This window comes from Rhizobium yanglingense (assembly GCF_977109285.1).
This window is the reverse complement of the sequence record NZ_CDSAWY010000005.1, coordinates 1833874-1854872: the sequence shown is the minus strand read 5'-3', so window position 1 is coordinate 1854872 and position 20999 is coordinate 1833874. Positions and strand designations below refer to the sequence as shown.

21 protein-coding genes and 1 pseudogene are annotated in these 20999 nt (G+C 60.9%); 10 read left to right on the top strand and 12 right to left on the bottom strand.

Features of this window, described 5'->3' with window-relative positions; translation table 11 throughout:
• Nucleotides 1-56: 56 nt before the first annotated feature.
• Both ACW4PC_RS18965 and ACW4PC_RS18960 read right to left on the bottom strand, forming a co-directional pair.
• Nucleotides 57-881, bottom strand: a pseudogene (locus tag ACW4PC_RS18965) (isocitrate lyase/PEP mutase family protein).
• Between the two features lie 144 nt (nucleotides 882-1025).
• Entirely contained in the window at nucleotides 1026-1736 is a 711-nt protein-coding gene (locus ACW4PC_RS18960) for a glutathione binding-like protein (RefSeq protein WP_455874793.1), read from the bottom strand.
• Between the two features lie 216 nt (nucleotides 1737-1952).
• Between ACW4PC_RS18960 and ACW4PC_RS18955 the strand changes: the two genes are divergently transcribed.
• Nucleotides 1953-2399, top strand: coding sequence for a DoxX family protein (locus ACW4PC_RS18955; protein ID WP_194729077.1), 447 nt, complete (start codon nucleotides 1953-1955; stop codon nucleotides 2397-2399).
• 76 nt (nucleotides 2400-2475) lie between these two features.
• Here the strand turns inward: ACW4PC_RS18955 and hisG are convergent, their stop codons facing one another.
• The 3 genes from hisG to hisS form a co-directional block, all read right to left on the bottom strand.
• Entirely contained in the window at nucleotides 2476-3171 is a 696-nt protein-coding gene (gene hisG, locus ACW4PC_RS18950) for an ATP phosphoribosyltransferase (protein WP_455874792.1), read from the bottom strand.
• The gene (locus tag ACW4PC_RS18945) at nucleotides 3168-4289 is read right to left on the bottom strand and encodes an ATP phosphoribosyltransferase regulatory subunit (protein ID WP_455874791.1); all 1122 of its coding nucleotides are present in this window, start codon (nucleotides 4287-4289) and stop codon (nucleotides 3168-3170) included. Before ACW4PC_RS18945 ends, hisG begins: the two co-directional genes overlap by 4 nt.
• A 126-nt stretch (nucleotides 4290-4415) precedes the next feature.
• Nucleotides 4416-6008 carry a histidine--tRNA ligase gene (gene hisS, locus ACW4PC_RS18940; protein WP_455874790.1) on the bottom strand — a complete coding sequence of 531 codons (1593 nt, stop codon included), beginning with the start codon at nucleotides 6006-6008 and terminating at the stop codon, nucleotides 4416-4418.
• Between the two features lie 136 nt (nucleotides 6009-6144).
• Between hisS and ACW4PC_RS18935 the strand changes: the two genes are divergently transcribed.
• The 3 genes from ACW4PC_RS18935 (at nucleotide 6145) to copM (ending at nucleotide 7907) form a co-directional block, all read left to right on the top strand.
• The gene (locus ACW4PC_RS18935) at nucleotides 6145-6903 is read left to right on the top strand and encodes a hypothetical protein (RefSeq protein ID WP_455874789.1); all 759 of its coding nucleotides are present in this window, start codon (nucleotides 6145-6147) and stop codon (nucleotides 6901-6903) included.
• A 161-nt stretch (nucleotides 6904-7064) separates the two neighbouring features.
• Nucleotides 7065-7418, top strand: a complete 354-nt coding sequence (locus ACW4PC_RS18930) for a hypothetical protein (RefSeq protein WP_455874788.1) — start codon at nucleotides 7065-7067, stop codon at nucleotides 7416-7418.
• 75 nt (nucleotides 7419-7493) lie between these two features.
• A complete protein-coding gene (gene copM, locus ACW4PC_RS18925) occupies nucleotides 7494-7907 on the top strand; it encodes a CopM family metallochaperone (protein WP_455874787.1) in 414 nt (137 codons plus the stop codon).
• A gap of 82 nt (nucleotides 7908-7989) precedes the next feature.
• On the opposite strand, the gene ACW4PC_RS18920 is transcribed toward copM, so the two are convergent.
• Nucleotides 7990-9039: an aldo/keto reductase gene (locus ACW4PC_RS18920; RefSeq protein WP_455874786.1), complete on the bottom strand. Its 1050-nt coding sequence runs from the start codon at nucleotides 9037-9039 to the stop codon at nucleotides 7990-7992.
• A 238-nt stretch (nucleotides 9040-9277) separates the two neighbouring features.
• Between ACW4PC_RS18920 and ACW4PC_RS18915 the strand changes: the two genes are divergently transcribed.
• Complete coding sequence (locus ACW4PC_RS18915) at nucleotides 9278-9982, top strand: HAD family hydrolase (protein WP_455874785.1); 705 nt, start codon at nucleotides 9278-9280, stop codon at nucleotides 9980-9982.
• A 1-nt stretch (nucleotide 9983) separates the two neighbouring features.
• Here the strand turns inward: ACW4PC_RS18915 and ACW4PC_RS18910 are convergent, their stop codons facing one another.
• Nucleotides 9984-10487, bottom strand: a complete 504-nt coding sequence (locus tag ACW4PC_RS18910) for a PPC domain-containing protein (RefSeq protein ID WP_455874784.1) — start codon at nucleotides 10485-10487, stop codon at nucleotides 9984-9986.
• Nucleotides 10484-11113 carry a DNA-3-methyladenine glycosylase I gene (locus ACW4PC_RS18905; protein WP_455874783.1) on the bottom strand — a complete coding sequence of 210 codons (630 nt, stop codon included), beginning with the start codon at nucleotides 11111-11113 and terminating at the stop codon, nucleotides 10484-10486. The genes ACW4PC_RS18910 and ACW4PC_RS18905 overlap by 4 nt, the downstream gene beginning before the upstream one ends.
• Before the next feature lie 210 nt (nucleotides 11114-11323).
• Between ACW4PC_RS18905 and ACW4PC_RS18900 the strand changes: the two genes are divergently transcribed.
• Both ACW4PC_RS18900 and ACW4PC_RS18895 read left to right on the top strand, forming a co-directional pair.
• Complete coding sequence (locus ACW4PC_RS18900; protein ID WP_455874782.1) at nucleotides 11324-12058, top strand: L,D-transpeptidase; 735 nt, start codon at nucleotides 11324-11326, stop codon at nucleotides 12056-12058.
• 137 nt (nucleotides 12059-12195) lie between these two features.
• Nucleotides 12196-12867: a L,D-transpeptidase gene (locus ACW4PC_RS18895; RefSeq protein ID WP_455874781.1), complete on the top strand. Its 672-nt coding sequence runs from the start codon at nucleotides 12196-12198 to the stop codon at nucleotides 12865-12867.
• A 96-nt stretch (nucleotides 12868-12963) separates the two neighbouring features.
• Here ACW4PC_RS18895 and ACW4PC_RS18890 read toward each other — a convergent pair whose 3' ends face one another.
• From ACW4PC_RS18890 to ACW4PC_RS18875, 4 genes are all read right to left on the bottom strand, one after another.
• The gene (locus ACW4PC_RS18890) at nucleotides 12964-13395 is read right to left on the bottom strand and encodes a hypothetical protein (RefSeq protein ID WP_455874780.1); all 432 of its coding nucleotides are present in this window, start codon (nucleotides 13393-13395) and stop codon (nucleotides 12964-12966) included.
• A gap of 38 nt (nucleotides 13396-13433) precedes the next feature.
• Nucleotides 13434-14744 carry a glycolate oxidase subunit GlcF gene (gene glcF, locus ACW4PC_RS18885; RefSeq protein WP_455874779.1) on the bottom strand — a complete coding sequence of 437 codons (1311 nt, stop codon included), beginning with the start codon at nucleotides 14742-14744 and terminating at the stop codon, nucleotides 13434-13436.
• A gap of 213 nt (nucleotides 14745-14957) precedes the next feature.
• On the bottom strand, nucleotides 14958-16154 hold the full coding sequence (gene glcE / locus ACW4PC_RS18880; RefSeq protein ID WP_455874778.1) for a glycolate oxidase subunit GlcE: 1197 nt from the start codon (nucleotides 16152-16154) through the stop codon (nucleotides 14958-14960).
• Entirely contained in the window at nucleotides 16151-17590 is a 1440-nt protein-coding gene (locus ACW4PC_RS18875; RefSeq protein WP_455874777.1) for an FAD-linked oxidase C-terminal domain-containing protein, read from the bottom strand. Before ACW4PC_RS18875 ends, glcE begins: the two co-directional genes overlap by 4 nt.
• 136 nt (nucleotides 17591-17726) lie before the next feature.
• On the opposite strand from ACW4PC_RS18875, the gene ACW4PC_RS18870 reads away from it, so the two are divergent.
• The 3 genes from ACW4PC_RS18870 to ACW4PC_RS18860 all read left to right on the top strand — a co-directional run bounded on the left by ACW4PC_RS18870 (nucleotide 17727) and on the right by ACW4PC_RS18860 (nucleotide 20991).
• On the top strand, nucleotides 17727-18623 hold the full coding sequence (locus tag ACW4PC_RS18870; protein WP_455874776.1) for a LysR family transcriptional regulator: 897 nt from the start codon (nucleotides 17727-17729) through the stop codon (nucleotides 18621-18623).
• A 297-nt stretch (nucleotides 18624-18920) separates the two neighbouring features.
• On the top strand, nucleotides 18921-19433 hold the full coding sequence (locus tag ACW4PC_RS18865; RefSeq protein ID WP_455874775.1) for an NUDIX hydrolase: 513 nt from the start codon (nucleotides 18921-18923) through the stop codon (nucleotides 19431-19433).
• A 64-nt stretch (nucleotides 19434-19497) separates the two neighbouring features.
• Nucleotides 19498-20991, top strand: a complete 1494-nt coding sequence (locus ACW4PC_RS18860; protein ID WP_455874774.1) for an inorganic phosphate transporter — start codon at nucleotides 19498-19500, stop codon at nucleotides 20989-20991.
• Nucleotides 20992-20999: the final 8 nt, after the last annotated feature.

Here is a 20999-nt window from a genome sequence, read left to right as displayed (position 1 = left end):
ATGTTGAGGCAGGGACTCAAGCCGAATATCCTATCTGCAGGAATTTAGCGACATGCTCATGTCTTCGTCGTTCCGGTGAAAAAACCCTCCAGCTCCGCAAAGCCCATAGCCTGGTCTAGAAACGGAAGGTACCTGCCGATCGCATTTCCCGCGCCGCCTTCACGAACGTGCCGAAGGCGAGCCTCGCCAGCCCCGAACCGACACTTATCCGCTTGACGCCCGCCTCCGCCAACTCTGCCACGCTGAACGTTGCGCCGGGCATTCCCATCACAACGTTGACGGGCTTCGTCACGGCCTCGCAAACCAACCGGATCGTGCGAAGGTCACGAAGGCCTGGTGCATAGAGCACGTCGGCTCCGGCCTTCTCGAACGCTTGCAGTCGCCGGATCGTGTCGTCGAGATCGGCGCGGTCCCACAAAAAATTCTCACAACGCGCCGTCAGGACGAAATCGTGCGGCAGAGACCGGCGGGCCTCGACAGCCGCCTCTATACGCTCTACCGCCAGCGTGAAATCATAGATCGGATCATCGCGCCGGCCGGTATGATCTTCAAGCGAACACCCGGCGAGACCGATGTCGGCAGCGGCTCGGATCGTCTCGGCAGCACTCTCCGGACTGTCGCCGAAGCCTTTTTCGAGGTCGGCCGAGACGGGGAGCGGCGTTGCGGCCACGATGGATCGGCAATGGTCCAAGGTGCCTTCTCGTGAAACGCGCGCCCTCCGCGACGCCCAGAGAGAACGCCATGCCAGCGCTGGTGGTGGCGAGCGCCGGAAAACCCACGGCAGCTAAAATCCGGGCTGTGCCGATATCCCAGGGATTGGGGATAATGAACGCGCCCGGTGCTTCGTGCAGTTTGCGAAATGCAGTGCGCTTGTCTTCCATCTGCTACCTCCCAGACTCGCCTCGTTAGACGCGAACATGACACGAGATGTGGAACAAATATAGAACGACTGCCATAAAAAGCTTCCCGCAAAGCCGCTAATTCTAACGGCCGTTCCTGCGACCAGCCTCTTCCTTTAGGCCGGATTACTCCGGCTTCACGGGGATGTTCAGACCCTTGGCGCTTGCCGGACGCGCGATGCAGCGTTCGAGCCAGGCCATGACGGAGGGGAACTTCGCGTAGTCCAGGACTTCGCGGCCGCCGTAGAAGATGTCGGCGCCGCGGATCCATGGGAATGTGGTGATGTCCGCGATGGTGTAGGCGTCGCCCATGATCCACTGCCGTCCCTCAAGGCGCGCTTCCAGCACGCTTAGCAGCCGCTTGGCTTCGTCGCGGTAACGCTCCATCGGATAGGAATTGTTGGCGACCTTGTCGGCCGCGAACTTGTAAAAATGGCCGAACTGGCCGAACATCGGGCCGACGCCCGCCATCTGGAAGAACACCCACTGGATGGTCTCGTAGCGTCCCACAGCATCCGGGGGCAGGAGCTGGCCGGTTTTTTCCGCGAGATAGAGGAGAATCGCGCCTGATTCGAAGAGGCCGATCGGCTTCCCGCCTGGCCCGTTCGGATCCATGATTGCCGGTATGCGACCATTCGGATTGAGCGAGAGGAATTCGGGGGACTTCTGACTGTTGGTTCCAAAGGAGATGTAATGCGGCTCGTAAGGCAGACCGAGCTCTTCCAGCGCGATCGCTATCTTCACGCCGTTCGGCGTTTGCAGCGAATAAAGCTGAATGACATTTGGGTTCTGCGCCGGCCAGCGCTTGGTGATCGGAAATGCGGAAAGGTCTGCCATGCCATCTTCTCCTGGGAGTTGGTGGCCGAACATAGAAGACCGGCGAAGCAAAAGACAAGCCGCTCAGCGGAGTGATCGTTTCAGATTAGTGAACAAACCATCCTCATTTGTTTATCTTTTCATCGCAACCAAAAAAGGCGACAACACCGGCCAATCGGGGTTCAAACGGTGCCGGGCACGGGGACCTCCAGAGCAATTCAAACGGAGATCGCGTCCATGTCGAATACCACCAACATCGTCCTTCTTGTCGCCCGCATCCTGCTTTCGTTTATGTTCATCATGTCCGGCTTCGGCAAGCTCACCGATCCGGCCGGTACGGCCGGTATGATCAGCGGTGCCGGCCTTCCTGCCGCAACGCTTCTCGCCTATGCCGCTGGCCTCTTTGAGCTTGTTGCCGGGCTTGCCGTCCTCGTTGGTTTCCAGACCCGTATCGTCGGCTGGGCACTCGCCCTCTTCTGCGCCTTCACCGGCCTCGTCTTCCACAGCGGCACGATCAACGTTCCGGATTTTCCGGCTGCAGCCAATGGCTGGATCAACGTGCTCAACCAGATCATGCTGATGAAGAACCTGACGCTTGCCGGCGCCTATATCCTCCTCGCCACCTTTGGCCCGGGCGCCTATTCGCTGGATGCACGCCGCGGCGCATATGCCGTTGCCGCCTAAGCGCGCAACATCCTCCCAAGCGTAAGAAACCCGCCGTCGGAAGACGGCGGGTTGTTCGTTTGGTTCTTTGCAGACATCAAAGGGCGCTGCGCACCGCCTCTATGATCCTCGCCACCGACGGCTCACCGGCGTGGCTCTCCTTGCGGGCACGCACGAGGCAGGCTTCCGACCGCAAGATCACACCGTCATTCAGCACCCGCAGATGGTTCGCCCTCAAGGTGGAGCCCGTCGAGGTGATGTCGACGATGATATCAGCGGAGCCGGAGGCCGGAGCCCCTTCCGTCGCACCAAGGCTTTCGACGATGCGGTAGAGCTGGATGCCATGCTGGCTGGAGAAGAACTGCTGCGTCAGCCGCCAATACTTGGTTGCGATGGTCAAACGGCGGCCATGGCGGGCGCGGAAGTCGGCCGCGACATCGCCAAGATCGGCCATGGTGTCGACATCGAGCCAGATCTCAGGAACGGCAACCACCACGTCGGCGCGGCCGAAACCGAGGCGGGCGCAGAATTCGACGCGCCTGTCGGCTTCCGCCAGCCCTTCGCGCACTAGGTCTTCTCCGGTCACGCCGAAATCGATGGTGCCATTGCCGAGTTCGCGCGATATTTCCGAGGCCGACAGGAAGGCGATCTCGACGTCGTCCCAACTCTCGACACGGCCGCGATAGGAGCGCTCATTGCCGACGGCGATGATCCTCATGCCGGCGCGCTCGAAGAGTGTCGAGGCATCGTCCTTCATCCGGCCCTTGGAGGGCAGCGCGATGGTGATGGTCATAGGGCCGCCCTTTCCGTTTCGATGCGGTCGAGCCAGAGCGAAAAGCCAACGGCTGGAATGCGGTCCTTGGCGCCCAGCAGCGTCAACAGCCTGTCGAAGCGTCCGCCGCCTGCGAGCACGGCGGACGAACCCTGGATGCCCGCCTCGAAGACAAGGCCGGTGTAATAATCGAGCGGGCGGCCGAAGGCGGCGCGATAATCGATGGAGGCGAGGTCGATCCCGGCATTGCCGAGGGCGGCCACCCGGCCATCGAAGCGAGAGAGCGCATTGCCGAGCTTCAGCCCGGCGGCATCGGCAAAACCGGCCAGAGCGGCCGACGCATTGATGAGCGGCACCCTCAGCGACAGGAACTCTTCGAGCACGCGGAAGGCCGCATCATCGAGGCGCGTTTCCGAAAGGACCAACTTCTCCTTCAGCCGGCGGGCGATTTCAGCCGGCGAGCGGCTGGCGTTCGAGGAATAGCCGGTTCTGTGCATCGTCGCGTCGATGTGGGCGATGAGTGCTGTCTCGTCGCCGGCGGCGATTAGCCGTGCGACATCGTCATCCAGATCGGTCACGAATTGCGGGCTGACGAGGCTCGCGAGCAGCGCTTCAAGCTGACCCATATTGCCGAAGGCATGGATCAGCCGCTTCTGCCATCCGAGCGGTAGGCCGAGCGCCTGGACCACGGCTTCGAAGACGGCCTGATCGCCCAGCGTGACCGTGAGGCGCTTGCCAGGAAGAAGCCGCGCCAGGATGCCGGTCGCATCGCCGATCGCGCGGGCGTCGGCGCTGGCGATATTGATGTCGCCAAGGTCTTCGATGCCTGCCTGATAGAATTCGTTTCCACCCTCGCGGCGCTGACGAAAGACTTCGCCGAGATAGGAATAGCGTTTCGGCGTGCCGGTTGCAGTCTCGATGTGGCGGATGCAGACGGGAATGGTGAATTCCGGCCGCAGGCAGAGGCTGGCCCCGGTTTCGCTTTCCGTCATGAAGATGCGGCGGCGGAGGTCTTCGCCGGCAATGTCGAGGAAGGGCTCGGCCGGCTGGATGACCGGCGTGTCGATCCGTTCCGTCTTGCGGGCGGCAAATTCGTCCAGGAGGTCGTTGGCGAAATCGGGGAGGTTGATCAGGACCATGGGGTGGCTCCCAAATAAAGTCCCCCTCCCAACCCCTCCCCACAAGGGGGAAGGACTAACCCGCGGCGATCGCCGAAAAGCAGCGCGGTCGACCAGGCGAATAGGGAGGGGCTGGGGAGTGGAAAATCACCCATTGCCGCCCGCCCTCGCGCGATCCTCCGCCTGAGCCGCCAGGATTTCCTTCACCTTCGCCACCAGATCGGCCTCGGCGACGGTCTCCTGCGCCACGCGCGCCTCGCGCCAGCTGGCATTGTCCTCGATCTCACCGGACAAGCGCTTGCCTTCGATCAGGTCCTTGATCTGCGCGACGCCTTGGGCACGCTCATCGCCGCCCTGGATGATGGCGATTGGGCAGCCGCGGCGGTCGGCATATTTAAGCTGGTTGCCGAACTTCTTCCAGTTGCCCTGGAACATTTCGGCGCGGATGCCGGCGGCGCGCAGCGCTTGCGTCATGCGCTGGTAGCGACCCAAAGCATCCATATCCTGGCCATCCATGACTGTGACGAGCACCGGCTCGATGACCTCGCTCTGGCCAAGCTTGCCGAGGTTCTTCAGCGCCGTCATCAGGCGCGAAACGCCGATCGAGAAGCCGGTTGCCGGAACCGGCTGGCCCATGAAGCGGGAGACGAGGCCGTCATAACGGCCACCGCCACCAACGGAGCCGAAGACAACCTTTTCGCCCTTTTCGTTGGTCACGTCGAAGAGCAGTTCGGCTTCGTAGACAGGGCCGGTGTAGTATTCGAGACCGCGGACAACCGAGGGGTCGATCTTGATGCGATCTGGACCGTAGTCCGCTGCTTCAACCAATTGCCAAATCTGCTTTAGCTCAAGAACCCCTTCAATGCCTTTAGGAGAATCTTTGAAGTTGTTGTGAAGCGTGTCAAAAATAGCCCCTCCATCAATCTCGGCACTGGCCACCGGGTTTTGAACCAACGGATGTGAACCGAGTGCCGTTTCTGCCGTCTGCAAGATATTGATGAAATCAAGTAATCGATCAATCTGCTGCGAAGTCAGCCCCGCGCCCTTGGTGAAGTCACCGGATTCATCCTTGCGGCCTTCGCCTAGCAAAAGCCGCACGCCCTCAGGACCGAACTTGTCGAGCTTATCGATGGCGCGCAGCACGTTGAGGCGCTGGCCTGCCTTGTCCTCGTCACCGAGACCGATCGCCTCCAGCACGCCATCCAGAACCTTGCGGTTGTTCACCCGGATAACATAATCCCCGCGCTTGATGCCGAGGGCTTCCAGCGTATCGGCCATCATCATGCACATTTCGGCATCGGCCTGAACACCTGGCGCGCCGACGGTGTCGGCGTCGAACTGCATGAACTGGCGGAAGCGGCCGGGGCCTGGCTTTTCATTGCGGAACACATAGCCGGCGCGATAGGTGCGGTAGGGTAGCTGGATCTCGTTGAAATTCTCCGCGACATGGCGGGCGAGCGGCGCCGTCAGGTCGTAGCGCAGGCTCATCCACTGGTCGTCGTCGTCCTGCAGCGAGAAGACACCCTCGTTCGGACGGTCGCTGTCCGGCAGGAACTTGCCGAGCGCATCGGTATATTCGAAGAGCGGTGTTTCGACCGGATCGAAACCATAATGCTCATAGACTTCGCGGATCTTCGCGGTCATCTCGTTGACGGCGCGGATATCGGCGGCCGAACGGTCGACGAAGCCGCGCGGCAAGCGGGCCTTGAGCTTTTGTGGTTTCTTCTGCTTCTCGTTCATTTCCAACGCATTCCGCTCAATCGTGACAGTGGCGGTTTCCTAGCGGATTGGGACGATAGCGGCAAGGGCGAAGGGACTTGAAGCGCCAGCCAGAATCGAAGATCGAAGGGCAGCCCACCGAATTGCGGGAACGACCATGATTATCGAGGCACTTCACTATCTCGCGACGCTGCCTGTCACGGGCAAGGCGAACCGCAAGTTCATCCGCTATTCCATCAACCTCTGGTCCCGCGCCAGGCGCTGTAGCCGGGCGTGGGCGGAGCATGAAGAGAACAGCCGCACAGCTATCCTCTCCGCGATGGGCGGTCTTCGCGAGACACGCACGGTCGTCGTGCTCGGCTCAGGCCTGCTTTGCGACGTGCCGATCCAGGAGCTTTCGAAGAGCTTCGATACGGTCGTTCTTGTCGATCTCGTGCACGTCGCGTCGGTACGCCTTTGGCTGAAGACGAAGGGCTACCGCAATGTCCGGCTCATCGAGCGCGATCTCTCCGGTTATGACGATCTCGCGGCAAGGAAAGAGGTGGAGCCGCTCGGCTTCTTGCGGTCGGTGCCCTATCTCGATTTCGCGGTCTCGGCGAATCTGCTGTCGCAAATCGGCCGTGGCGTGAAGCGGCGCTATGAGGCGGAAGAGCCGGGCAGGATGCCCGATGACACCGTGGCTCGGCTGATCGACGCTCATCTTTCCGATCTGGCCGCCTTGCCCTGCCGAACCTGCCTTCTGACCGACATCTCCTACGCCGTCATCGACCGCTGCGGTAAAACTCACGAGGAAAACGACCTTTTACATGGCGTCTTGCCGCCTGCGGCCAACGCCCACTGGTCATGGCCGGTCGCCCCGATCGGCGAGGAAAGCGCTGACTACCAGATCGTCCACAAGGTCATTGCCGCCTACTGAATTAGACGTCTCCGACAATCCCGAAGGGACCGAAGACGACTTCAAGGCGACTGGCAAGGGCTGGCGGGGCGCATCAATGAGGCGTTGCGCAAGGCGGCAAAGCTTTGAAATTCACACATGGGTCGCTTGGTTTCCTTGCCGGGCCTGCTTATCTTGATGGCATGCGTGTCTTCGCCATCACGACGATGCTTTTCGCCTGGCTGTTCTACAGCGCGATGTCCGCGCTGGCGGGCTGTCCTACGTGCGCGTCGATGCAACAGCCCGTCCTGGCCGAAACGCATCACGATATGGCCGGCATGGATACGGCCGGGCATGAGAATGGCGCAGCCAAGGATCCCTGCGCAACAGGCGACACGGCTCATATGGCCTTCTGCGCGGTATGTCTTATCGCGCCTCCGCCGCTCGCGATCGATACAAGCGCGAAGTCTCTCTTCGCCTATCCTTCACCGGCCGCTGCACATGCGCTCGCCGATCTTCGCCCTAGACCGCAGGCACCACCTCCCCGCCTTGTCTGACAATACTTTCCGCATACCGATCGCGCGGTATCTGCCTCGCAAAAGCACTTATGTCAGACAGAGGAAGGAAGTCCCATGTCTCTGAAAATTCTTGCCCTTACCGCAGCCGTCGCCTTCGCCGCCCCAGCGCTTGCCCAGGAAGCGCTTGCCCAGGATAAGACGATGCACATGAATCAAGATATGCCGATGCATACGAATATGCAGATGGACATGAGCAAGCCGATGGGCGACCAGGGTCCTTCAAGCCAGGCCTTTGCCGAGGCGAACGCCAAGATGCACAAGGATATGGCGATTGAAATGACCGGCGATGCCGATGCAGATTTTGTCCGCAGCATGATCCCGCATCATCAAGGTGCGATCGACATGGCAAAGATCGAGCTGCAATACGGCAAGGACCCGAACATCCGCAAACTCGCCGAAGCCGTCATCAAGGCTCAGGAAGCCGAGATCGCGGACATGAACGCCTGGCTGAAAGCCCACGGCAGGTAAGGCCAGTAAAACCCCCCGAAGGCTGTTGTCCAACTTTCGGGGGGCAGTTCATTCCCGCACCGGCGTTTTCAGTTCGCCGTTCTCAGGCGTTCGGCTCGAACGGTTCCGGGCGGCGGGCGGCACCCTGGCGAGCCAGCATCCAGCCTGGATATTCCGGCGCCAGCGCGCTGACCTCGTCGAGCTTCTGCATGTCGCCGGCATCGAGCTTCAGCTTGACGGCGGCAAGGTTCTGGTCGAGCTGATCGATGCGCTTCGCGCCGATGATGAGGCTGGTCACGAACGGCTTTGCGAGGACATAAGCGAGCGCAACGGCTGCGACGTTGCTGCCGTGCTTCTCGGCAATTTCGCGCATGACGGCGACGCAGGCCCAGGCCTTGTCCTTGTCCACTGGCGGAAAGTCGAAATTGGCGCGGCGGCCTTCGCCGTTGCCAGGCGCACCGGGGCCAAATTTGCCGGACAGTAGACCGCCGGCGAGCGGCGACCAGACCATCAGGCCGATCTTCTCTTCATTCATCAGCGGCACGATTTCCCGTTCGAGATCGCGGCCGGCGATCGAGTAGTAGGCCTGGACGGTTTCGAAGCGGGCGAAGCCGCGTCGCTCGGAAATGCCCAGCGCCTTGGCGATCCGCCACGCCTGCCAGTTGGAAACGCCGATATAGCGCACGAGACCACGCGAGATGAGATCGTCGAAAGCGCGCAGCGTCTCGTCGATCGGGGTGACGGGATCGGTTGCGTGGATCTGGTAGAGATCGATATGGTCCGTCTGCAGCCGCTTCAGACTGGCCTCGACGGAATCCATGATGTGACCGCGCGATGCGCCGCGATCGTTCGGCTTGTCACCCATGACGCCGTAAACCTTGGTGGCGATGACGACGTCCTTGCGCGGGACATCGAGGTTTTTCAGCGCCTGGCCGAGCAGCCTTTCGGATTCACCGGAGGAATATACATCGGCGGTGTCGATGAAATTGACGCCGGCAGCGAGCGAGCGCTCGACGATCTGGTCTGCCGCCTTCTGGTCCACATCGGCAATGGAACCCCATATGGTGCCGCTGACCGCCTCGCCGAACGTCATTGTGCCGAGGCAGATTTCCGAGACGAAAAGTCCTGTATTTCCGAGTTGATTGTATCGCATGGAGAAATTTCCTTGTGTCGGCCGCAAGCGGCCGCTTGCGGACTGCTGAACGCTATTTTTTGATTATTGGCCCGCACGTGTCAGGCACAGCCAGGGCTGGCTGCAGGTAGGCAATATTTTACCTAATGCCGATCCCCTGCTTTTCAACGCCGCTGCAACGTGCTGCGACGAAAAAGCAAAAGCCCTTGTCTCGACGCGGCCGCTCAATAGATTGCTTCATGGATTGCAGGAGCTTGAGATGAGCACACATGCGCTGACGACAATCGGCTTCGATGCCGATGATACGCTCTGGCAGAACGAGCAATATTATCGGCTGACCGAAGAGCACTTCAGGGAATTGCTCGCCGATTTCGCCGAGGGTCCGAAGATTTCGGAGCGCCTGCTGGAGGCCGAGAAGCGCAATCTCAGCCACTATGGCTTCGGCATAAAGGGCTTCACGCTGTCGATGATCGAGACGGCGATCGAAATCACCGAAGGCAAGGTGCCAACGAGCGTGATTGCCCAAATTCTCGATACGGGCCGCGATCTTCTGTCCCATCCGGTCGAGACCATGCCGCATGTGCGCGAGACGCTTGAAGCGCTGTCGGGAAATTACCTGCTCGTGCTGATCACCAAAGGCGACCTGTTCGACCAGGAACGCAAGCTCGCACAATCCGGTCTCGGCGATTTCTTCGATGCCGTCGAGATCGTCTCGCAGAAGACCGCAGTCACCTATCGCCGGATTTTCTCGAAGGTCGGCGATGGTCCGGAGCGGGCGATGATGGTCGGCAATTCACTGAAATCCGACATCGTGCCGGCGATTGCCGCCGGAAGCTACGGCGTCTTCGTGCCGCATGAAATGACTTGGGTTCTGGAGCACGTCGACGAACCGAAGGATGCGCCACGCTTTCGCAAGATCGCCCACCTTGGCGAGCTTGGCAGCTTGCTCGGCGCACTATCTTGACCTATTCGCCGGTGCCGGATTTCGAGGGTGCCGGCGGAAAGAGTGAAGGGCGCTCCTGCTCTTGCGGTGTGGCGGGCTGCGGCTCGCCGACTGGCTGCGGCTCGACCAGTAGCGTATAAGGCGCCCCGAGGCCACGGCGAGGCGAGACCTTGGAATAATAGGGCCGCAGAAACCACGTGGTGTTTTCCTTTACGGTCACATCTAGCGTCGTGCCATCCTCGTCCGTACCGAAGAAAGCTTCGTCATCCGTCTTCGAAAGGTCGAAGATCGCAAGGAAGGCGAATTGGCTCTTGGTCGTGAAGCTGATCTTCACGCGCTGACCAGCACGCACCGGCAGAGTATAGACATCGCTGTTGCCGAACTTGGTCCAGCCTTTGATCTGCATGGTAACGGCCGGAAACTGCAACTTCTCGAGCTTTTCGCCAGGGTCGAGTTGCGGCGCCTGAGCAAATGCCGCCGTGGTGGATAACACGACTGCCGCAGCGGTTCGGACCCACACTTTCACGGGCGTACCAATGCCGCGCGCATCGCCTCCACTTCGGCACGGCAGAAGCAGCCTTCGATATGATCGTTGACGAGACCCATTGCCTGCATGAAGGCATAAACTGTGGTCGGACCGACAAAGGTCCAGCCGCGCTTCTTCAAATCCTTCGATATCCTTACCGAAACCGGCGTCGTCGGATTGGCGGCAACATGCTGGCGGTCAACGAGGGCCGGACGTTCGTGGAGTTGTGGCTCATAGCTCCAGAAGTAATGCGCGAGCGAGCCGAATTCGGCCCTCAATGCGATCGCGTGCCGTGCATTGTTGATTGTCGAGGCGACCTTGCCGCGATGACGGACGATGCCGGGATCGGCAAGGCAGCGCTCGATATCCCGCTCGTCGAAAAGTGCAATCTTTTCGAAATCGAAGCCCGCAAAGGCGGCGCGGAAATTCTCGCGCTTGCGCAGGATCGTCAGCCAGGAGAGGCCCGACTGAAAACCCTCGAGGCAGATTTTCTCGAAGAGGCGGATATCGTCGGTGACCGGCCGGCCCCATTCCTCGTCGTGATAGCGCATGTAGTCGGGGAGATTTGCGTGCCAATGGCAGCGGCTCTTGCCGTCGTCGCCGGTGATGATACCCGATTCGCTCATTCTTCTCCGCAGCTCCTGCGCTCAGAATCCGGCTTTACCATTTAGAAACCTTGTTTCCAAACCGAAGAGTAACCCTGACGAAAAGTTTATTGCGGAGGCCGGCTTATAATGAATCGATCTTTACCATTCGCTGGCGGGATGATGGCAGCATTGTGTCAGGCAGAAATGCCGCCCTCATGCATTCTCGGTCATTTGTAGAGAGTTCGTCCGATGATGAAATCCGTCTTGATTGCCGCCGGCCTGATCGGCCTTCTTGTCTCGCCGGCGCTCGGCGACGATCGCTATGCGAGCCGCCCGCCGGTCGTTCTCAGCCCCGATCTCACCGCGCCGTGGCTCAACCAGCTCGGTGGCGGCATCCGTCCCGTCGTCTATCAGCGCCCGGCCGTGCAGCCGCGCGGCTTCTTCCAGCGCCGGTTCTTCCGCCGGGCACCGGCCGTGCAGCAGGTTGCGGCCGTTCGTCCCGGAGTACCGGTGATCCGCCATCAGATCGAGCCGCAATATCTGCCGCAGATGGTCGATTACGAAACCAAGGAAAAGCCGGGCACGATCGTCATCGACACCAACAACCGCTTTCTCTATCTCGTGATGGCAAACGGCAAGGCCCGGCGATATGGCGTCGGCGTCGGCAAGCCAGGCTTCGAGTGGGCCGGCGCGCACAAGATCACCCGTAAGTCGGAATGGCCGGCTTGGACGCCGCCTTCCGACATGATCAGCCGCGAAGCCGCCAAGGGCCATTATCTGCCTGCGCGCATGGATGGCGGCCCGGAGAACCCGCTCGGCGCGCGCGCCATGTATCTCGGCTCGACGCTCTACCGCATCCACGGCACCAACGCACCCTGGACGATCGGCAGCGCCGTCTCGTCCGGCTGCATCCGCCTGCGCAACGAAGACGTTGTCGACCTTTACGAACGCGTCAACGTGGGCACGCGGGTTATCGTCATGTAACGCCCAAATTTAGTTCCGCTCTGCAAGAACATCCGGGCCGGCATACTCGAAAAGTGCAATGGCGGCGGCAACTGATCTTGAATCGGGCTGAAGTTCAGGTAGCTTCAGCCCGATCTTGCTTTTGAGGGGAATCAATCATGCTGAAAGTCGCCTCCGGCCTTGTGGCCGCCGGCATTGCGTTTTCCGTCGCAATAATGCCCGCCGTTGCCCAACCAGCGCACGATGCTGCGCCGGTCGTGCGCGTCGCGCAATCGAAGTTCGTCAAGCCGCAGTATAAGCGCAAACTCGTGCGGCTCGTGACCGACGAAGCACCGGGGACGATCATCGTCGATACCAACAACAAGTATCTCTACTTCGTCGAATCGAAGAACCGCGCCACGCGCTACGGCATCGGCGTCGGGCGTGATGGCTTCGGATGGTCGGGAGTCGTCAAGGTCGGCCGCAAGGCAGAATGGCCGAGCTGGACGCCGCCGGCCGAGATGCGCATCCGCGAAGCCCGCAAGGGCCATATCATTCCCGCCTTTCAGGAGGGCGGCGAGGACAATCCGCTCGGCGCACGCGCCATGTATCTCTACAAGGGCGGACGCGACACCATTTTCCGCATCCACGGCACCAATCAACCCTGGACGATCGGCCTCAACATGTCTTCCGGCTGCATCCGAATGATGAATAATGACGTCATCCATCTCTATTCGCGCGCGCCGGTCGGCACGAAGGTGATCGTCATCGGCCCCGGCAACCAGCAAGGCAACGTCGCCTTCCAGGACAGGGGCATCGACGTGCTGCGTACCATCTTCGGCGGCGGCTGACGTCGCTGATTACTTGATAACGACGGGCGGCCTTGTGCCGCCCTTTTCATATTGACGTTGGGTAAGATTGTTGCGGCCTGTTCAAGCTGTTACGGCTCACTTGGAGCCACAGCTGACCTTGCCGCTGGCGGTGAACGGCTTTCCGTCGCCGCTGACCATCAGTCCGTAGGTGCCTGAAAAATTCTTCCCACGGCCCTCGGCAAGAATGACGAGGCTCAGTGACTGGTCTTTGGCGTCTTCGCTGCCATCATCGAAAATCTCGAGGCGGAGTTCACCGTCATGCGACCAGCGGTTCGTGAGTTTGCTGGAATCGAACACGCGTTTCCTGAAGGCCTCGGGAACCGAGTTGTTTTTGACGATCAGCGCGCCGCGGAAATGATTGAGCCTGTGGCCGGCCTCGTCTTGAAAGCCGCTTTCGATCGTGAACCGCGCGCTATTATCGTCCGTTGAGCAAAAGAAACGGCTGTCGGCGTGAGCAACCCCTGCCGCGCCAAGCAGACCTGCAAGCAATATGATTGTACGCCCCATAGCGCTGAACTCCGTGACCGGCCGAAAACCGGCCCGACTCACGTTAACGGAAGACCTCTTAATTTTTGCGGTATATCGCCGCCATAGGCCCAATCAAGCAGTTCAATCGTATGCAGAATTGGGATCGCTGTGCCGGTCGCGATCTGCGTGATGCAGCCGATATTTCCGGTTGCAATCACATCCGGCTTCGTCGCCTCAAGGTTCTTCACCTTGCGCACCTTCAGCGCTGCGGAGATATCCGGCTGCATGATGTTGTAGGTTCCTGCCGAACCGCAACAGAGATGGCCTTCCACCGGATCGCGCACCGTGAAGCCGGCCGCCTTCAGAAGTTGTTTCGGCGCCATGGTGATCTTTTGGCCGTGCTGCATGGAGCAGGCAGAATGATAGGTCACCGTGAGGCCCTTCGGCACATTGGCAGGCAGGTCGAGCGATGCCAGGAATTCCGTTATGTCCTTCGCCAATGCCGCCACGCCTGTCGCCTTTTGTGAATAGGCGGGATCAAGACGGAGCATGTGGCCGTAATCCTTGATCGTGGTGCCGCAGCCGGAGGCGGTGATGATGATCGCGTCCAGACCACCCTTCTCGATCTCGCGCGTCCAGACATCGATGTTTGCCCGTGCGCTTGCAAGCGCCTGCTCCTCCCGGCCCATGTGATGCACCAGCGAGCCGCAGCAGACCTCGCCGGCGGGCGCTACCACCTCGATGCCAAGGCGGGTCAAAAGCCTGATCGCCGCCTCGTTGATCGCGGGATCGAGCACCGGCTGAGCGCAGCCCGTCACAATCGCGACCCGGCCGCGCTTTTCCCCCTTCGCAGCATGGACCGCCGGCCGCGAGAAGGGCGATGGCGCCGGAATATGTTTCGGCGCAAGTGCCAGCATCGCGGCAAACGGCTTCAAGGCCGGCGCACGCATCAGGCCCTGGAGCGGCCTACCGATCTTCGCAAGCTTCAACGCCAGGCGGAAGCGGCCCGGATAGGGCAGCACCGCCGCCAGCATGGCGCGCGTGAACCGGTTCATGAAAGGGCGTTTATAGGTCTTTTCGATATGGGCCCGGGCATGATCGACCAAATGCATGTAGTCGACGCCGGAGGGACACGTCGTCACGCAGGCCAGGCAGGAGAGACAGCGGTCGATATGTGTAACCACTTTGGCATCCGCGGCCCGGCCGTTTTCCAGCATATCCTTGATGAGATAAATGCGGCCGCGCGGGCTGTCGAGCTCGTTGCCGAGCGTCACATAGGTGGGACAGGTCGCGGTACAGAAACCACAATGCACGCATTTGCGCAGAATCTTCTCGGATTCGGCGACGTGCGGATCAGCGAGCTGCTCGGCGGTGAAGTTGGTTTGCATCAGGCAACTCCCGGCCGTGGGGAGACATACCCCCCTCTGTCCTTCCAGACATCTCCCCCACACGGGGGAGGATCGGATGAGACGGCCTTGCCGTCGAAGTTGGACCAGAGCGGAAAGAGCGCACGACATGCATTGCCAATCTCCCACCTTGTGGGGGAGATGTCCCCTAGGGACACAGGGGGGTGCTGCCACAAGCGGATAACGGCCATCATATCACCCCATCTTTCCCTGATTGAGTATTCCCGCCGGATCGAATTTATCCTTCACCCGCGCCGACAGCTGCGCGACGGCCTCGGGCTGCGGCTGGAACGCCGATACCGCAGCGCGCGCCGCGTCAGTTGCCCGGATCAGCGTGGCGTGGCCGCCGCCCAGCGCCTTGATGAAACGTCGGATGAGCTGCGATTCCGGATCGGCCTCCATCCGCATCCAGATCAGGCCGCCTTGCCAATCGTAGAACGCATCGACGCCAGCTTCGAGGCGCAGCGCGGCGACGAGCTGGTGGCCGATGGTCGGAGCGACGGAGATGCGCCAGACCGGGCGCATCGTTTCATCGACATAAGGAAGCACATCGCGTATTTCGCGCCAGAGCTGGCGGCTGGCGGGCTCGTCCAATCTCGCGACCGTGCCGAAGGCCGACATCGCCGACGCCAGCTTTTCAGCGCGCGCTTCGACGGAGCCCGGCAGACCTTCGATCCTGAGAACGGTCGTTTCGCCCTGCGGCAGCTTGCCGCGGAGGAATTTCCAGGTAACGGTCAAGGGAAGGTGGGCCGCACCTGAGACCTCGACCGGCTGTGCCATCGCCGCGGCCATCGCAGCGGCTGCTTCCACATCATTGAGGCCGGAGACGACGATTGTCACTTCCGTTTTCGGCCGCGGCGGCACGCGGAAGGTGACTTCCGTCAGCAAGCCAAGCGTGCCGTGCGAACCGGCGAGAAGCTTGACGAGATCGAGGCCGGTGACATTCTTCATCACCCGCCCGCCCGCCTTGACGATCTCGCCCCTGCCGTTGACGAAGCGGATGCCGAGCAGGCTGTCGCGCGCCGCGCCTGCTACGAAGCGGCGAGGACCGGAGACGTTGGCGGCAAAGACGCCGCCGATGGTCGGCTCGCCGGACGTGCCCATGACCGGGCGGTGGTCCATCGGCTCGAAAGCCAGCATCTGCCCGTTTTCCGCAAGCGCCGCCTCGACCTCTGCAAGCGGTGTTCCGGCGCGCGTGGTCATGACCATCTCGCCGGGATTGTACGAGACGATGCCGGTCAGACCCGTCGAACGCAAGCGGTCCTTCGCCACAGCATTGCCGAAGCCCGAGCGGGTGTTGCCGCCACATATGGCAAGCGGCTTACCCGCGGCCGCGTGTTCACGAATGATCGAGACTGCGGCCTCTTCCGTCTCCGGCAGAAAATCGGTCATACGGCGGCGCGCCCATCAAGCGGGAAGACCTTGGACGGGTTGAGCAGCCAGCCCGGATCGAAGGCGGAGCGCACCGCCATCTGCTGAGCGAGATCCACGTCGGTAAATTGATGCCGCATCAGGTCGCGCTTCTCGATGCCGACGCCATGTTCGCCGGTGAGACAGCCGCCGGCATCGACGCAGAGCTTCAGGATGTCGTTGCCGGCGGCCTCGGCTCGCGCTGCGTCCTCCGGATCGTTGGCATTGAAAAGGATCAACGGGTGCATGTTGCCGTCGCCGGCGTGAAAGACGTTTGCGACGCGCAGACCGTAGCGATCGACGATCTCCGACGTCTTTTTCAACACATAGGAAAGTTGGCTGAGCGGCACCGTGCCGTCCATGCAGATATAGTCCGCAATCCGCCCCGTGGCCCCGAATGCGGATTTGCGACCTTTCCATATCTGGGCCGCCTCCGTCGCCGACTGGCTCTCGCGAATGGATCTTACGCCATGACGGCGGGCGATCTCGACGATGTTTTTCAGAATGCCGTCCATCTCCGTCTCGGAGCCTTCGACCTCGACGATCAGCAGCGCGCCGGCATCGAGCGGGTATCCCGCATGGGCAAAGGCCTCGCATATCTCGATCGCCGGCTTATCCATGAACTCGATCGCCACGGGAATGATGCCCGCTGCGATGATATCGGCGACGCAGGAGCCGGCTTCCTCGGAACTGTCGAAGCCGAAGAGCACGGGCCGCGCACCCTCGGGCTTCGCGATCAGGCGGACCGTCGCTTCGGTGACGATGCCGAGCTGTCCCTCGTGGCCGCAGACCAGACCCAGCAAGTCGTAGCCTCCCGCATCCAGCGCCTTGCCACCGAGCTCGATCACCGTTCCATCCGCCAGCACCATCTTCACGCCGAGCAGGTTGTTGGTCGTGACGCCGTATTTCAGGCAGTGCGCACCGCCGGAATTCATGCCGATATTGCCGCCGATGGTGCAGGCCAGCTGCGAGCTGGGATCGGGCGCGTAGAAGAAACCATCCGCGGAGACCGATTCGGAAATATTGAGGTTCGTGACGCCCGCCTGGACGACGGCTGCCCGGTTTTGATAATCGATTTCCAGAATGCGGTTCATCTTCGAAAGGCCGATCACGACCGCATCCTCTTGCGGGATGGCGCCGCCTGAGAGCGACGTGCCCGCCCCGCGAGGCACGATCGGAATGCCGTAGCGATGGCAATATTTCATCACGGCTGCGACTTCGCCGGTGGTGCGTGGCAATGCGACGGCAAGCGGCACCCGGCGATAGGCAACGAAGGCATCTGTTTCGAAGGGCACGAGCTCTCGCGCCTCGTGAATGAGACATTCGGGCGGCAGCAAGTCGACGAGATCGGCGACGATCTGGCGGCGGCGGGCCAGCACATCGGCGCGCGGAGCGAGAAAAGAGATGGCGTCGGACATGGCGCGCTTCCTTCGGACGAATGGCGGCGAAACCGGCGCGTCCTCCACGACAACCGGCTCGTTTGGCTTAGCACTTTCCCGAAACTGGCGCAAATGCTAGGCATTTATGCCAAAAGGGAAAAAGTCTAAAAGCAATATGACAAATCTGGGTGATCTCGAGATATTTGCCAAGGTCGTTTCGACCGGCAGCATGTCGCTTGCCGGGCGGGTGCTCGGCTTTTCGCCGGCCGTCGTTTCCAAGCGCATCAAACGACTGGAAGACAGGCTCGGCACACGTCTCTTGCAACGCACGACCCGCCAGATTTCGTTGACCGAGGCCGGAAAGGGTTTCTACGATCGCGTGCTCGGCATTCTCGCTGGGCTGGAGGAAGCGGAATATTACATCTCCGGCCGCTCGGCGCTGATGCACGGCACGCTAAAGATCTCGGCACCCACTTCATTCGGCCGCATGCATATTGCGCCGCATCTCAAGGCGTTCATGGACGCACACCCGGAGCTTGCGATCAACCTCGTGCTGACGGATGAATTAAGCGATATCATCGGCGGCGGCTTCGACCTGGCAATCCGCATTGCTGAGCTCACCGATTCCAGCCTCGTCGCTCGAAGGCTCGCGCCGGTCCGGCGCCTGCTTTGTGCCGCGCCTTCCTATCTCGACATGCATGGGATGCCGCAAAACATCGACGACCTGAAGAACCATCGCTGCCTGCCGGCGCACAACAACGAGCTATGGCGCCTTGAAGGACCGGGCGGAGCGATGAGCCTGCGGCCGGAGGGCATGCTCGTCACCAATTCCAGCGAGGTGATCCGCGAGACGGTGATCGCGGGGCTCGGCATCGCGCTGCGCTCCACCTGGGATATCGGGGATGAACTCAAGAGCGGCAATCTCGTGCAGGTGCTGCCGGCCTATGAGGGCTCCCGCAACGTGGCGCTCTCCGCAGTATACCCCAGCCGGCAGTTTTTACCGGCCAAGGTTCGCCTGTTCATCGACTATCTCGCCGACCTCTACGGCCCGGTTCCCTACTGGGAACTTTAGGCAACGCACGAGAATTGGGCGGCGCAAGACGCATAGTCACCATATCTTGAAAGAATCCGGAGGAACAAATGTCCCCGGCATTGAATGAAACGTTAGTCGGGAGCATATTGAACAGCTGTGCACGGACGGAATCAGAACACGATCTGACGGAATTCCGAAGCGGAACGGCAACGAATTTCCTTATTCGAAGTGTATATCATGTCCTCTACCGTCGAACGGCGCATGGACCGTGCAAGATTTCCATGCGAAACTTATATTAGTGATTCCTGAGGCAAGCTTTAAAAGGTGACCCGACAATTGACGATTCTTGCCCGACTGGTTTCTGATGTGCAGCTGATGTTCCGTCGCCCGCCGCGACTGCAATATGCTGCCCTCTGCTACCGGGTGAAGAAGAAGACCAGTGAGGTCGAGGTTCTCTTGATGACGAGCCGCGATACGGGCCGCTGGGTCATTCCTAAGGGCTGGCCGATGAACGGCAAGCGCTCCTATGAAGTTGCCGCCCGTGAGGCCCATGAGGAAGCGGGTGCGCGTGGCGCTGTCGAACACGAGCCGCTCGGCTCCTACACCTATCCGAAGATGCTGAAGGACGGACTGAAAGTAACCTGCAAGGTCCAGGTCTATGTGCTTGAGGTCACCGATGTCGCCAAGAACTTCAAGGAAAAGGGCGAACGTAGGATCGAGTGGGTAACGTGCGACGAGGCGGTCAAGCGCGTCAACGAGCCCGAGCTTCGCGATCTCTTCCTGCTCTTCAAGCGAAGGATGAGCGAGCGGCCTCAGGCAAGCTTGCCCAGGCAGATTCCAGCGGAATGATTCCTGCCTTCTTGCGCTGCTAGGATAAAGGGGCGCTAAAGCAGGATTTGCCCCAAGGAACAGAATGCCCAGCCGAACTCCCGTTCTTACGAAACGAACGCTCGACAAGGACCTCGACAAAATCACCCATGCCGAGGACGCGGCGAAGTTCGTCGCGCGCAAGCTGGTCGCCCCGGGCCTCGGCCTGATCTTCCTCGGTCTGGCGATGCTTTTTGCAGGCGTCTACGTCTTCGACCGGCAGGGCGCCGTTCTCGTCATCGCTGCTGCTGCGCTCGCTGCCTACATGGCCATGAACATTGGCGCGAACGACGTGACGAACAATGTCGGCGCCGCCGTCGGCGCGCGTGCCATGACGATGGCACAGGCTCTCGTCATCGCGGCAGCCTTCGAGGTTCTCGGAGCAACGATCGCCGGCGGAGCGGTGGTCAGAACGATCTCGTCGAGCATCATCGATGCCGTAGAGGTTCCCGAAGGCCTGCTTGCCTGGATCATGATGGCCGCGCTGATGGCCGCAGCGCTCTGGATCAATCTTGCGACCTGGCTGAACGCGCCGGTCTCGACGACACATGCGATCGTCGGCGCGGTGATCGGTGCCGGAATTGCCGCTGTCGGACCGGATCCCGTCAACTGGCGCGTCATGGTCGAGATTACCTCAAGCTGGATGACATCGCCTCTGATCGGCGGCGTGATCGCCGCTGGCCTGCTCTACCTCGTCAAGACCTTGATCATCTACCGTGACGACAAGATCGCGGCAGCACGGCGCTGGGTTCCGGCGCTGATTGCCTTGATGACCGGCGGTTTTGCGGCTTATATGATCTTGCAGCTCACGCCCGCCGGGCGATTTTCGTCACCGACGATCCTTGCATTCGGATTATCCGCCGGCCTCGTTGCCTGGGCAGCGTCAATGCCGATCGTCGCACGGCAATCGCAAGGCCTGGAAAACCGCAACAGTTCGCTGCGCATTCTCTTCAAATTCCCGCTGATCGGCTCTGCAGCGCTGCTGTCCTTCGCACACGGCGCCAACGACGTTTCGAACGCCATCGGCCCGCTTTCGGCGATCGTGCGTTCGATATCGGGCCTTTCATCCGGCGGTGACGCGCCGCTCTGGGTGATGCTGATCGGTGCCCTCGGTATCTCCGTCGGTCTGGTGCTATTCGGCCCGCGCCTCATCCACCTTGTCGGCGAGCAGATCACCAAACTCAATCCGATGCGGGCCTATTGTGTCGCACTCTCGACGGCCTTCACCGTCATCGTCGCGTCCTGGTTCGGACTGCCGGTCAGCACGACGCATATCGCCGTTGGCGCCGTCTTCGGCGTCGGTTTCTTCCGTGAATGGTACACGCGCAATTCCAAGCGCCGCATCGAATATATGCGCAGCAAGGCCGAGGCCTGGGCGATCGAGGAACCGGAAGATCCGAACGTTCATGAGGCGCGCCGCCGCTATCTTGTGCGGCGCTCGCATTTCATGACCATCATTGCCGCCTGGATCATTACCGTGCCTGCGTCGGCGGCGCTTGCGGCGTTGCTCTATTGGGTTATGTTCGCCCTCTTCGTTTGATCGGGATT